At 63.5% G+C, this 12,750-nt stretch carries 10 protein-coding genes; 6 read left to right on the top strand and 4 right to left on the bottom strand.

The window, feature by feature from the left end; genetic code table 11:
• Nucleotides 1–7 precede the first annotated feature (7 nt).
• On the top strand, nucleotides 8–904 hold the full coding sequence (locus tag AC1DWA_RS07520) for a cutinase family protein (RefSeq protein WP_020905644.1): 897 nt from the start codon (nucleotides 8–10) through the stop codon (nucleotides 902–904).
• Here the strand turns inward: AC1DWA_RS07520 and AC1DWA_RS07515 are convergent, their stop codons facing one another.
• Entirely contained in the window at nucleotides 905–1,453 is a 549-nt protein-coding gene (locus AC1DWA_RS07515; RefSeq protein ID WP_060938738.1) for a DUF732 domain-containing protein, read from the bottom strand. It lies immediately after the preceding gene.
• 212 nt (nucleotides 1,454–1,665) lie between these two features.
• Between AC1DWA_RS07515 and AC1DWA_RS07510 the strand changes: the two genes are divergently transcribed.
• Both AC1DWA_RS07510 and AC1DWA_RS07505 read left to right on the top strand, forming a co-directional pair.
• Nucleotides 1,666–2,538, top strand: a complete 873-nt coding sequence (locus AC1DWA_RS07510) for a hypothetical protein (protein WP_477846514.1) — start codon at nucleotides 1,666–1,668, stop codon at nucleotides 2,536–2,538.
• A 150-nt stretch (nucleotides 2,539–2,688) separates the two neighbouring features.
• On the top strand, nucleotides 2,689–3,414 hold the full coding sequence (locus AC1DWA_RS07505) for a single stranded DNA-binding domain-containing protein (RefSeq protein WP_477916554.1): 726 nt from the start codon (nucleotides 2,689–2,691) through the stop codon (nucleotides 3,412–3,414).
• 1 nt (nucleotide 3,415) lies between these two features.
• Here AC1DWA_RS07505 and AC1DWA_RS07500 read toward each other — a convergent pair whose 3' ends face one another.
• Entirely contained in the window at nucleotides 3,416–4,318 is a 903-nt protein-coding gene (locus tag AC1DWA_RS07500) for an SDR family NAD(P)-dependent oxidoreductase (RefSeq protein WP_477846513.1), read from the bottom strand.
• A gap of 361 nt (nucleotides 4,319–4,679) precedes the next feature.
• Here AC1DWA_RS07500 and AC1DWA_RS07495 point away from each other — a divergent pair, with 361 nt between their 5' ends.
• Entirely contained in the window at nucleotides 4,680–6,299 is a 1,620-nt protein-coding gene (locus tag AC1DWA_RS07495; RefSeq protein WP_070796710.1) for an ABC transporter substrate-binding protein, read from the top strand.
• Between the two features lie 83 nt (nucleotides 6,300–6,382).
• Here AC1DWA_RS07495 and AC1DWA_RS07490 read toward each other — a convergent pair whose 3' ends face one another.
• Both AC1DWA_RS07490 and AC1DWA_RS07485 read right to left on the bottom strand, forming a co-directional pair.
• Nucleotides 6,383–8,695 (bottom strand): transketolase-like TK C-terminal-containing protein, encoded by a 2,313-nt coding sequence (locus AC1DWA_RS07490; protein ID WP_477846512.1) that lies wholly within the window; start codon nucleotides 8,693–8,695, stop codon nucleotides 6,383–6,385.
• A gap of 292 nt (nucleotides 8,696–8,987) precedes the next feature.
• The gene (locus tag AC1DWA_RS07485) at nucleotides 8,988–9,308 is read right to left on the bottom strand and encodes a UBP-type zinc finger domain-containing protein (protein ID WP_019746256.1); all 321 of its coding nucleotides are present in this window, start codon (nucleotides 9,306–9,308) and stop codon (nucleotides 8,988–8,990) included.
• A gap of 26 nt (nucleotides 9,309–9,334) precedes the next feature.
• Here AC1DWA_RS07485 and AC1DWA_RS07480 point away from each other — a divergent pair, with 26 nt between their 5' ends.
• Nucleotides 9,335–10,930, top strand: coding sequence for a Na+/H+ antiporter (locus AC1DWA_RS07480; RefSeq protein WP_019746257.1), 1,596 nt, complete (start codon nucleotides 9,335–9,337; stop codon nucleotides 10,928–10,930).
• Between the two features lie 182 nt (nucleotides 10,931–11,112).
• Nucleotides 11,113–12,732 (top strand): ABC transporter substrate-binding protein, encoded by a 1,620-nt coding sequence (locus tag AC1DWA_RS07475; RefSeq protein WP_477846511.1) that lies wholly within the window; start codon nucleotides 11,113–11,115, stop codon nucleotides 12,730–12,732.
• Nucleotides 12,733–12,750 lie beyond the last annotated feature (18 nt).

Raw genomic sequence — 12,750 nt, 5'->3', positions numbered from 1 at the left:
GAGTTTCATGCGTGCGAGGCGTCTCGTTGCGGTGTTGTCGGCACTAGCTGCGGCAGTAGTGGTACCGGTTGTCAGTTCTCCCGTGGCGTCGGCTGATCCCTGCCCCGGTCTGTACGTCGTGGCCATTCCGGGAACCTGGGAGCCTTCTGGTACTTCTCCCGGTGCCGGCATGCTTGCCCCGGTCACCAACGGCCTTCCCGGTTCCGTGCGCACCGATTACGTCACGTACTCGGCAACGGCCTTCCCGTGGGAGTCCAACGTCTACGCCAAGTCGAAGCAGCAGGCTGTCGACAACGCCCGCGGCATGATCGCCGCGATGGCCGCCTCGTGCGGTGACACTCGCTTCGCGATCGTCGGATACAGCCAGGGCGCCGACGCGGCAGGCGATCTCGCAGCCGAGATCGGAACCGGCATCGGCGTTGTTCCCCCGACTCGCGTCGAGGGCGTCGGCCTCCTGTCCGATCCCCGCCGCTCCGAGTCAGACGTCCTGATCGGACCTGCTGTCGGAGGCAACGGAGCCAGCGGCGCTCGCATCGGTGGATTCGGTTGGCTGTCAGGCAAAACGGTGACGCTGTGCGCCGTCGGTGATCTGTACTGCTCGACGCCCAAGGACGATTTCGTGATGCGTCTGGCCGGGTTCATGGCTCAGGTTTCCGACCCCACTCCGGCAAACGCTCTCTCGCTGCGCGACGAGGCCGCCGTGATCGTCAACGATCTGGTCACTGCAGGCGGACTCCCCGCACTGATGGCTCAGCTCGATCCAGGCGCGAACTCGCGGCGCGTCGATCAACTGGTCGCCTTCTACGGCTCGCAGGTTCACACCGACTACACGCGTTACGTTGTTGACGGCGCAGGCAATTCGGCCACATCCTGGCTGCACAACTGGTTGGCCGGCAAAGCCTGATCAGCAGTACGTCTGCTCCGCGGTGTCGACGTAGATCTCGGCGATCCGCTGCGAAGACATCGGCGTGATCTGTGAGTACACCTCTCCGACGGAGTTGAACTCCGCCAGCACCTCGGACCGCGGCATGCCGTCGGCCAGAGCCTTGCAGGTGCCGTCGGCGTAGAGGATCTCGGCGGAATCCATTCCGGCGGGCGGGATCCCGGCCAGACGTAGAGCGGCGATGTACCGCTGCCCCTTCTCGCCTGCGTTCGCGACGATCTCGTCCGGTGAGCGTGCGTCGATCGGTGCGTTCGCCGGTGGCGCTACCGGCAGCGTTACCGGTGGGGGCGTCGATTCGACGACGCTCGGCGCGGCTTCCGGAGTTGCGGCGGGTGGGCTGGTCGCCAGCGCCGACAGTGACTCGGGGGCAGCTGAACTCGACGTTGCCGCGATCGACGTGCTGGTGGCAGCAGATGTGGATTCCGCTGCGTTGCTGTCGGATTGGCTGCTGCAGCCGCTGAGGAGTAGGCCCGCTGCCGCGACGCAGAGGGCCAGTCTGTTCGTGTTCATCACCCGTGAGTGTTACACACCGTACCGCTTAGTTTGTCCGTTTTAAGGAAACTCCCTTTTGCCCTGTTTTTAAGTCGAAGTCCTGTGATATACATCTGTTCAGTTGTTACTTGTGAGTAGGAGCACACCGCAAGTCCTTGTCGGCGGCGGTCGAAACACAAGCAATGACTGCGAGTTTCGTCCCCCATCACATAAACGGCAGGGAGAAATCAGTGCAGAAATCTCACAAGAACGACAACAGACGTCTCGGCACGCGCGTGGCCGTTATTGCAGGTACCGCAGGTGCAGTGCTGGCTTTTGCAGCGCCGATGGCCTCGGCTCAGGACCCGGTCGACAATTCGGTACCGGGCGCCGCAGTGTGTCCGGCTACTGCCGAATCCTGTGTGTCGGTAGTGGTTCAGAGCGGAACCTTCGACAACAACGGCTTCAACCTCCCGATCGGAAAAGGCGACATGATCATTGCCGCCGAGGCCGGCTCCGGTGAAGGTGAGTCCACCGTTCTTCTCCCGCGCGACGACGGACACAACGGTGTCTACTCCAAGCCGCTGACGGTTCCCGGCGGCGTTCTGGGAATCGATCTTCCGTTCGGCAATCTCTTCGGCCTGGCCGCAGTAACGGCCGAAGTGGAGGCAACGGCTGCGCCGACCCTCAACGGAATCATCACCGACATGGATCTGAGCATCCCGGTGCGGATGAAGATCAACAACGCGTTCCTCGGTGACAACTGCTACCTGGGTTCCGCGGCGGCGCCGGTGAATCTTCGTCTCGCACCTGACCCGTCGGTGGTCCCTACCTACACGGTGCTTCCGTCGACTGCGCTGAAGGTGAGCCCGGTCGGGAACGAGGCCACCGGCTTCGCGCTGCCCGCTGCCAGTGGTTGCGGACCGTTCGGAGTGCTGAATCCGATCGTCAACTGGCGAGCAAAGGTGCCGGCCACTTCCGGAACCTCGCTCAGCACGATCTCCGACGCCTACCTGTACCCGGGCGGGCTCACCGGTAGCGATCCTCTCGACGATCTCGGTGGCGGAACAGGATCCAGTGGTTCCAGTGGCTCGAGCGGTTCGTCCGGAAGCTCCGGTTCCTAGAAACTCGGATGCCTAGACGCAGCGGTGGTGACGGAATGTCACCACCGCTGCGGCGTCCGACCTGTAATAACCTGTGCCTCAGGGTGGGCGAAGGCGGCACTCCATCAGGAGGACCTGCGCGGCCACGAAATCACAGGGGAGTCCTCAAACATGTTTCGAGACAGCGTTCTTGCCGGTCCGGTCCTGCGTCGAGGTGTGACGGCACTGGCAGTTGYGGCCGCAGCCACCATGTTTGTCGGCACCGCAGCGACGGCGGAGCCGGCAGCAGTTGTCGGTGAGGTGTCCGCGGACTCCATCGCGGCAGCCCGTGCGCAGGCCATCGGAACGACGGTCACCGTCGTGGGAACCGCGACTACGCCGTCCGGAGTGTTCGAATCCAGCTTCTACGACAAGGGCTTTGGTCTCCAGAGCGGCAATTCGGGCATTTATATCAGCGATCCGAACAACTCCGGGATTGCTCTCGGCGATCAGGTTCAGGTCACCGGAGTCCTCGCGGATCAGGAAGGCCTGCTCGTTGTCCGCCCGACTGCCGTCGAGGTAATCGGCACGACCACCCAGATCAGCCCGGCGCGATTGCCCCTCAATGCAATCGGTGAGGGCAGCGAAGGTCGTCTCGTGACGGTGTCCGGGATCGTGAGCGGACCCGTCGTCGACGATCTGCCGTACGGTCACAAGATCCTGGTGTCCGGCGTCGACGGAAACACCGTCATCTTCGTCAACACCCAGACCGGAATCGACGTCGCCGCCATTGCAGTCGGACGCCCGATTACCGTCACCGGCTTCAGCGGCCAGTACGCCAGCACCTACGAGGTTCTTCCCCGCTCGGAAGCCGATGTGCAGCAGGGTTTCACGGGCAGCCTGAGTTTCGGAAGCTGACCTAGATCTCGAACCGAGCTCCGACGCGCATCGACCCGGGAGACAACCGGCTGATCGTGCGTCCGAGCTTGGCTTCGACGGTCACGGGCACCACGGCCTTGTTCGTGCGAACTGCTTTCACGATGGCACTGGCCACCCGGTCGGGGGTGAAGTTGCGCTTGCGGTAGAAGTTGTCGACCTTGGTCTGATTCTCGAGTTGTTCCTCGGCGGTGGTCCCGGCGAACTCGGTGGTCTTGAGGATGTTCGTGTGCACGAGGCCGGGGCAGATGGTGCTGACGCCGATGCCGTGTGGAAGCAGCTCTGCCCGTAGGCAATCCGAGAGCATGAATACCGCTGCCTTGCTTGTCGAATACGCGGTGAGGGCCTTCTGGGGTGTGTAGGCGGCAGCCGAGGACAGGTTGACCACGTGTCCGCCGGTTCCCCGGTCGATCATCATCGGGGTGAATGCCCGGCAGCCGTAGACAACTCCCCAGAAGTTGATGTCCATGACGCGCTCGAACTGGCGCTGCTCGGTGTCGGCGAATGTCCCGGAGAACCCGATTCCAGCGTTGTTGACGACGATGTCCGGCACGCCGTGATGCGCCGCGACTGTCTCCGCGAATCGAATCACGGCCTGTTCGTCGGACACGTCGACCTGGTAGGCGTGCGAACCGCCACCGAACACCGCTTCGGCTCCGCTGGCCTGACTGGGTGTGTTGATGAGCGCCGCAGTGTCCTGCGCGCTTTCGAGGTTGATGTCGGAGGCGACGACGATAGCTCCCTGGGCCGCGAAGGCGAGGGCCGTTTCACGCCCGATGCCGCTGCCTGCACCGGTGACAACTACGAGCGTGCCGGTGAGGTCGCGTAGTCGACGCTGCAACTTCGTGCCGCGTCGCCAGCCGGTGACGTCCTTCAGTAGCCCCATTGGTTGCCCTTTTCGTGTGTACGTTTGCGGCGTGTGTCTCTAGCTGACTTCCCCTCTGCGAAAGGTATCCGATGAGGGGGCTTCGTGTCGTACGAGTCGTTCGAGTCCGCACATCTGCAGGCTGCACTGGCCGCGGCTGCCCACTCCTCGACGCTGCTCCGGCGATTCACCCGTTGAGGACACTCGAATCGGAATGAATTCCTGACCTTCGCTAACGGCCTGACCTGCAAATGTCGCTCGAAAACTGAACAATCTTCTCGCTGCATTCCACTGAGCGGGACCTGCGACTAATACCTGTGCCTTACATCACAAACTGTCTCGACAATGCTTCACATCACAGTTTCTGACCTGGAGGTTTTGAATGAGTCGCAGTTCTCGGCGCGGTCACCGCAAGGTTGCCGCCGTCGCGCTGGCTGTCTCCGCCGGCCTGTTCGTCTCGTCGTGCGCTGACAGCGGGAACGGAGGTGGGAGCGGCGACGCACCGGATTCCGGTTCAGGGTTGTCCATCGGCCCGGTCAACGAGCAGTCCGGCGAGGGTGACGCGGTCAAGGGCGGCACGCTCACGTTCAGCGGGTACTCCGCTGTCACGAATCTCGACCCTGCGAAGACGCAGATCGCCGGTTCGGTCGCCGGTTCGGAGTTGGGCGCCATCTACGACACCCTGCTGCGCTACGACCCGGCGTCGAAGGAATTTGTTCCGAAACTCGCGGAGTCGATGGAACCGAGTTCCGACTTCAAGACGTGGACTCTCGAACTGCGCGACGGTGTGAAGTTCAGCGACGGGACGCCGGTGGATTCGGCGGCCGTCTCGGCGAGCCTCAATCGCTACGTCACCAACAAGGGACCGCAGTCGAGTCTGTACGCGTCGAAGGTCGCGTCAGTCGACACTCCGGATCCGTCGACGGTCGTCTTCAATCTCGTCGACCCGTGGACCGGTATCGAGTCACTGCTCTCCACCGGCCCCGGCATGATCGTCGCGCCGAGCGCCCAGCAGGGCGATCAGTTCACCCCGATCGGCGCGGGCGCGTTCACCCTCGAGAAGTTCGCTCCCAACGAGGAATTGATCCTCGATGCTCGGGAAGACTACTTCGACGGTGCCCCGAACGTGGACAAGCTGCGGTTGATCAGCATCGTCGGTTCACAGTCCACCACCGAATCGCTCAAGAGCGGCGGCACCGACGTCGCGTACATGCGTTCGCTTCCGAACGTCCTGGATCTGATCGACTCCGGCTACCCGGGCTTCGTCGACATCCCGTCGCTGTCGTACCTCTCGCTCGTCAACACGGCTCCCGGTCGTCCCGGTGCCGACGTGCGAGTGCGTCAGGCATTGGCGCTCGCGACCGATCCCGTCGCTCTCGACAACCGACTCAACGAAGGTAAGGGTCTACCCGGCCAGGTCATCTTCCAGGACACCTCTCGCTGGCACAACGACGTCGCTCCGATCGGCGTAGACACCGCCAAGGCGAAGCAGCTTCTCGACGAGGCCAAGGCCGACGGTTTCGACGGCAAGATCACATACCTGACGCTGCAGGAGAATTCGGCGCAGGCGATGGCTCTGGCGTTGCAGTCGATGGCCAACGCCGTCGGTTTCGATTTCCAGATCGAGTACGTCAACTCGGTTGCCGACGTCGTCAAGCGTTTGTACGCCGACCGCGACTTCGACATGGCAACAGGTTCCGCCAACCTCGCGGAAGCCGATCCGTTCGAGCGTCTGTACTCGAACCTCAAGACCGGTGGGCGAAACAACGCCGCGAGTTTCTCCGATCCGGAGATGGATACGCTGCTCGACCAGCTGGGTGTAGCGACGTCGAACGACGCGAAGATCGAGGTACTCGCCAAGATTCAGGAGCGCGCCAATGAGGTTGTGCCGTGGCAGGTTTACGGCAACACTCCGTGGCTCGGTGTGTGGGGACAGAACGTCCACGGCATTCAGCAGAGTCTCGACGGAATCATGTTCTTCGACAAGGCCTGGAAGAACTGAAGGCCTCTGAAGAACTGAAGAACTGACCAAACCCGAGAAGCGTCCCTGCGGGGACGCTTCTCGGCATCGGAGAGTGTGATCGATCAAGAAGTGAGATCGAGGGCAGCGCGGACGATGCTGTCGGAGTCGAGTCCGTGGTACCGGTAGACGTCTTCGAGTGAACCGACCTGACCGAACCGGCTCACTCCGAGCGCAGCACCCGGAACGTTGTTGATTCCCGTCAGGAACGCGAGGGTGTGCGGGTGCCCGTCGAGAACGGTCACCATCGGCGCTGACCGGCTACTCGGAAAGACCTGATCCAGGATCCACGACGGACCGTCCGCGAGACCGCGCCGAGACTGGAGTGCTTCGAAAAGCAATCCGGGGCTGGTCACGCACACGACGTCGGCGGAAATGCCTTGCTCGCCCAGTCTTTCGGCGGCGACAAGTGTTTCGGTGACGGTGGCACCCATGCCGACCAGGGTGATGGCCGGATCAGGGTTGTGCCGCAGGGTGTACGCGCCGGCCACCACCTGACGTCGGCGGCGTTCTCGCGCAGCCGGATCGGTCGGCACCGCGGCCAAGGCCTGATCGACCGGACGGGTCGACAGACGCAGATACGACGAGCTGCCGTCGGGGCGACCCAGGCGTCCGATGCTGTCGAGGAGCGTCCACTCCACGTCGACGGCGAAGGCCGGTTCGAAACTGACGCACCCCGGCTGTTCGAGTCCGATGGACGGAGTCTTGATCGACTGGTGCGCACCGCCTTCGGCTGCCAGGGTGACGCCCGACGGAGTGCCGACCATGATCGACTGTCCACCGGCGTAGATGCCGTACGACCACGGTTCGAGAGCCCGCTCGATGAAGGGGTCGTACATCACGCCGATCGGGAAGAGCGGCTGGCCCCAGCGACTCCAGGTTGCACCGAGTTCGCCCATCAGTCCGACCAGGTTGGTCTCGGCGATACCGAGTTCCATGTGCTGACCGGTGGGCTTCTCACGCCAGTGCATGATCGTTTCGGCGTCGTCGGCAAACCAGTTGTGCCGCTCGTTGGGGGACCAGACCCCGACCTTGTTCAGCCACCCTGCCAGGTTGGTGGTGGAACTGACGTCCGGGCTCAGTGTGACAACACGTTTCGCGGCGTCCGGCGCCTCTCGGCTGAGGTCGAGTAGCACCCGACCGAGAGCTGCCTGAGTGGTGGATGTGCCGGAGGGGGTACGGCCGATGTCTTTCGGAACTGCCGGGGGCATCAGATGCTCCACCTTCGGGCGAGCCAGGCGCCCAGCGGTTTCGGCGCAGATGCGGCCAGACGGGCCGTCCGCCTCGAACCGTTCCCAGGGCTTCGACGGATCCATGCCGAGTTCCGCCGCCAGAATCTCGTACTGCTCGGCGGTGAGCAGCGACGAGTGGTTCTGCGGATGGCCCTGCGTCGGCAGACCCCTGCCCTTGATCGTGTACGCGATGATCACGGTGGGGCGGGTGTCGTCGATCTGCGCGTACGCCTCTCGCAGAGCGTCGAGGTCGTGGCCACCGAGATTGCGGATGGCCTCGAGCACCGTGGCGTCGTCGAGGTCGTTGATCAGCGACGTGATCGCGTCGGCGTCCGCCGCGTCGCCGGGCAGCCTCAGACGGACCTCGTCGGCCGTGCATCGCAGCAGACGCTGGTACTCCGGATTCGGCATGTCCAGGATTCGTTCGCGCAACGCGGTGCCGCCCGGCCGGGTGAACAGCGATTCCAGGAGCGCGCCGAATTTCACGGTGATGACCTGCCAGCCGGCGCCCGAGAACATGCGCTCCAGGCGGGTTGCCGCGATGTTCGGCACCACCCGGTCGAGCGATTGGCGGTTGAGGTCGACGATCCACACGATCTCACCCAGTTCGGCGACCGAATGATCGAGAACTGCTTCCCACACCGCGCCCTCGTCGAGTTCGGCGTCACCGACAAGGGAGTACTGACGCCCGGTTCCGGCGCCGCCGAGGGAGGCGTCGACGTATCGGCGTGCGATGGCGCCCCAGATGGGAGCCGTCGCACCGATTCCCACCGATCCGGTCGAATAGTCCACCGGATCGGGATCTTTTGATCGACTCGGGTAGCTCTGCAGGCCCCCGAACTCGCGCAGCGTTGTCAGGTACGACTCGTCGAGTTCACCGAGCAGATAGTTGATGCCGTGGAGCACTGGAGCCGCGTGCGGCTTGACGGAAACCCGGTCGCCGGAACGAAGTTGGCCGAACCACAGCGACGTCATGATCGAGACCATCGACGCGCACGAGGCCTGGTGGCCGCCGACCTTGAGCCCACTGGGATTCGGACGGACACGGTTGGCGTGATGGATCATCGCGGTCGACAACCACAGAACGCGCTTCTCGATCTCCGCCAGTGGCTCGGGAGCGTTCTGGTTGATGCTGGGGCTGTTCACGGCCGGTCCTGCCTTCAATAGTTGACATCGATCGCCACACCGCCTGTACCCCAGATCATGGGGCCGACGATGTGGTTGTGATGTTTGGCAGGACTTCCTGAGGCCGAACCGTTCGGCGCGGCAAAGTCCAGCCGCACCTGTCGATCTGTTGTGCAGATTCTGCGTCAAAGTCCATCATCGGCATACAGATTGGGCAATAGCTACCCAGTGGGTTGAGCAATGTGCGCAACACCGAGGCCTGTGCGCCGTGCGAGGTGGGCACTATGCGCAGTGCACTGCGAGTCGTGCGCGCTCAATCCATCAGATCGTGGACGTAGCACCAGCGCCAGGATTCGCCGGGCTCGTGCGAGCGCATGACCGGGTGCGCGGTGTCGCGGTAGTGGTTGGTCGCGTGCTGATGGGGGCTGGAATCGCAGCACCCGACGTGGCCGCAGGACAGGCACATGCGCAGGTGAGACCAGTTATCCTCGCCCAACTCGGCGCACTCCTGGCAGACGCCGGGCGTCAGCGCCGCCGGGTCCGTTTCGGGCGCATTGGTTAGTTCCTCGCAACCGGTCGGAGCGGGTGCGGGCTGCTGTGTGCGAGCTGCTGCTCGCTTCAGGATTTTCTTCATCGCCTTCCATACTGCATGCTGCCAGAGTGAACGGCATATTACTGGGGGTTGTAGTAGCGGCGTTGCTGGTGGCGGCGGTCGCGCGAAGGTTCGGATTGTCTTCGCCGCTGATCCTTGTCCTGGTCGGTTTGATCGCCTGCCAGATACCCGGTGTTCCGGAGTTGGAGCTCGATCCGGACCTCGTCCTGTTCGTCGTGTTGCCTCCACTTCTGTACTCGGCGGCGCTGGACAGTTCATACCTGGCACTGCGGTCCAATCTGCGTCCGATCGGATTTCTCGCAGTGGGGCTGCCCCTGGCGACGACGGCAGCGGTGGGCTTTGTCGCCTACCTGATCGTGCCGGAGTTCTCGATTGCGGCCGCACTGGTTCTCGGCGCCATCGTGGCGCCGCCGGACGCGGTGTCCGCGAGCGCAATCGGACGCAAGCTCGGTCTGCCGCGCCGAATCATGACCCTGCTGGGCGGGGAGAGCCTGCTCAACGACGCCACCGCTCTGACGGCCTACAAGGTCGCTCTCGCGGCGGCGGTGGGTACCGGTGCGACACTGATCGGCGGCTTCGAGACCTTCCTCGTCGCAGCGGTTGGTGGAACGGTGATCGGCCTCGCGGTGGGCTTTGTCATCTCGAAGGTCCGCGGCAAACTGCAGGATCCGGTGATGGAGAGTGGAATCGGATTGGTGGTGCCGTTCTTCACCTACCTGGCTGCAGAAGAGGTCCACGCGTCGGGCGTCATCGCGGTCGTCGTAGCCGGATTGTTCCTCGGCCAGCGCTCCACGCGCGCGAGTTATGCGACGCGCTTGCAGGACACGGCAGTGTGGAAGGCCGTCGACCTGATCCTGGAATCGTTCGTCTTCCTGTTGATCGGGCTCCAATTGCCCAGTGTTGTCAACGGATTGCAGGGGTACAGCACCTCGATCGTCGTCTGGGCGTCGATTGCCGTGCTCGTGACCGTCGTGGTGGTGCGGATCGCCTGGGTGTTCCCGTTCACGTATGTACCGCGTTGGCTGTCGCCCCGTATCCGAGCGAGGGAGCCGGAGATTTCGGCGCGGGCAGTGTTCGTCGTGTCGTGGGCCGGTATGCGAGGGGTCGTGTCGCTGGCTGCTGCCTTCGCCATTCCGTTGACGGTCAACAGTGGTGAAGACTTCCCGGGCCGTTCGCTGATCCTGTTCCTGACGTTTGTCGTCGTGGTCGGCACGCTGCTGCTGCACGGCCTGACGTTGCCGTGGGTCATCCGTGTCCTCGGTGTGCAAGGAGACGAGGAGCAGTCCGACGCACGCGCCGAGGCGGCGGCTCAGGACAAGGCTGCGCGCGCCGCTGCAGCGCGTCTGGACGAATTGGTCGGAGCAGACGCCGACGACGTCCCTCGGGTCCGCAATCGCGCCGCGGACATCTTGCGAAGCTGGAACACCCACCGTGCGAACTCGGCGTGGGAGCGACTGGGACGCAGCGACGAGGATCTGGGGGAGAGCCCGTCGAACGCCTTCCGCTCGCTGCGCCTCGAGATGATCGATGCCGAGCGAGGTGTGTTCATCGCCGAGCGCGATGCCGGCCGGATCGACGACGAGGTTCTCCGCAAGGTACTTCGAGAGCTCGATCTCGAGGAAGCCACGCTCGACCGGGACTAGACCGGCTGGTCTGATGTCGGTGAGGGTAATCGCTGGCCAGGGTCGGTTTACCTGGCCGTTGAGGCCTGCAACTTAACCGATTCCACTGAGCGAGACTCGATCCAATTTTCTGTGCCTCCCGTCACAGACTGTTTCGTGTTCAACATCACGTCACGGTCTTACCCCGCCTTGGAGGCATTCGAATGAGTCGTAGTTCCCGCCGCGGAAGTCGCAGATTGGCTGCGGCTGCGCTGGCGATCACCGCAAGTATGTTCCTGGCGTCGTGCGCCGACAACGGCTCGAGCAATGGCGGCGGCGAATCCGCTGATTCCGGTTCCTCGCTGAAGATCGGCATGGTCAACGAGCAGGCCGACCCCGGCACTCCCACCAAGGGCGGCACGCTGACGTTCAGCGGCTACTCGGCGGTCACGACTCTCGATCCCGCGAAGGCTCAGGTTGCCGGCGCCACCGGCGGCAGCGAGCTCAGCGCCATCTACGACGTGCTCATGCGCTACGACCCCATCGGGCAGAAGTTCGAGCCCAAGCTCGCCCAGTCGCTCGAAGCGAGTTCGGACAGCAAGACCTGGACGCTGAAGCTCCGCGACGGTGTGAAATTCAGCGACGGAACAGCTTTCGATTCCAAGGCAGTGGCGGACAGCATCAACCGCTACGTCACCAACAAGGGACCGCAGTCGAGCCTGTGGGCTTCCAAGGTTGCCTCGATCGACACCCCCGACGCGACGACTGTCGTCTTCAACCTCGTTGATCCGTGGACGGGCATCCAGTCGATGCTCGCTACCGGACCCGGCATGATCGTCGCCCCGAGCGCGCAGCAGGGTGACCAGTTCACCCCGATCGGTGCGGGCGCGTTCACTCTCGAGAAGTTCGCTCCCAACGAGGAACTGCTCTTGGCTGCTCGCCCCGACTACTACGACGGCGCACCGAACATCGACAAGCTCAAGCTGATCAGCATCGTCGGCGCTCAGCCCACCGCTGAAGCCCTCAAGACGGGCGGCATCGACGCCGCGTACATGCGTACGCTCACCCCGATCCTGGATCTGATCGAGTCGGGTTACCCCGGCTTCGTCGACATCCCGTCGCTCGGTTACATCGCCAACGTGAACATGGCCCCGGGTCGCCCGGGCTCGGATGTTCGTGTCCGCCAGGCGATGGCGCTTGCCGTCGATCCGGAGACGCTCAACACCCGCGTCAACAACGGCAAGGGACTGCCCGGCCAGGAGATCTTCCAGGACACCTCGCGCTGGCACAACGACGTCGCACCGATCGGCGTCGATCCCGCCAAGGCGAAGGAACTGCTCGATCAGGCCAAGGCCGACGGCTACGACGGAAAGATCACCTTCCTCTCCATCCAGGAACCGTCCGCCCAGGCAACGGCTCTGGCCATCCAGGCAATGCTCAACGCTGTCGGATTCGACGCTCAGATCGAATACGTCACCGGTGCAGGTGATCTGGTCAAGCGGATGTATGCCGATCACGACTACGACATGAGCACCGCAGCACTGAGCCTCGCCGAGGCCGATCCCTACGAGCGTCTGTACACGGGCATCAAGTCCGGCGGCCGTAACAACGCCACCGGCTACTCCGACGCCGAAATGGACGCTCTCCTGGACAAGTTGGGCGTCGCAACCACCGACGACGACAAGAAGGCAGTCCTGGCACAGATTCAGGAACGCGCCAACGAGACCGTCCCGTGGCAGGTGTGGGGCAACGTCGCCGCACTCGACGTCTGGAACCAGAACATTCACGGTCTCGAGCAGAGCCTCGACGGAATCGTGCTCTTCGACGGAGCTTGGAAGTCCTAGAGAGCCTGAAGTCCTGGA

This window comes from Rhodococcus sp. P4_F3_2 (assembly GCF_056401335.1).
Note: the sequence above shows the minus strand (reverse complement) of the source record. Positions and strands in the feature narration are given on the sequence as shown.

Bases quoted from the DNA above. Each gene is read 5' to 3' on its own strand.
- AC1DWA_RS07520 (WP_020905644.1), top strand. From the start codon at position 8: ATGCGTGCGAGGCGTCTCGTTGCGGTGTTGTCGGCACTAGCTGCGGCA.
- AC1DWA_RS07515 (WP_060938738.1), bottom strand. From the start codon at position 1,453: ATGAACACGAACAGACTGGCCCTCTGCGTCGCGGCAGCGGGCCTACTC.
- AC1DWA_RS07500 (WP_477846513.1), bottom strand. From the start codon at position 4,318: ATGGGGCTACTGAAGGACGTCACCGGCTGGCGACGCGGCACGAAGTTG.
- AC1DWA_RS07495 (WP_070796710.1), top strand. From the start codon at position 4,680: ATGAGTCGCAGTTCTCGGCGCGGTCACCGCAAGGTTGCCGCCGTCGCG.
- AC1DWA_RS07485 (WP_019746256.1), bottom strand. From the start codon at position 9,308: ATGAAGAAAATCCTGAAGCGAGCAGCAGCTCGCACACAGCAGCCCGCA.
- AC1DWA_RS07475 (WP_477846511.1), top strand. From the start codon at position 11,113: ATGAGTCGTAGTTCCCGCCGCGGAAGTCGCAGATTGGCTGCGGCTGCG.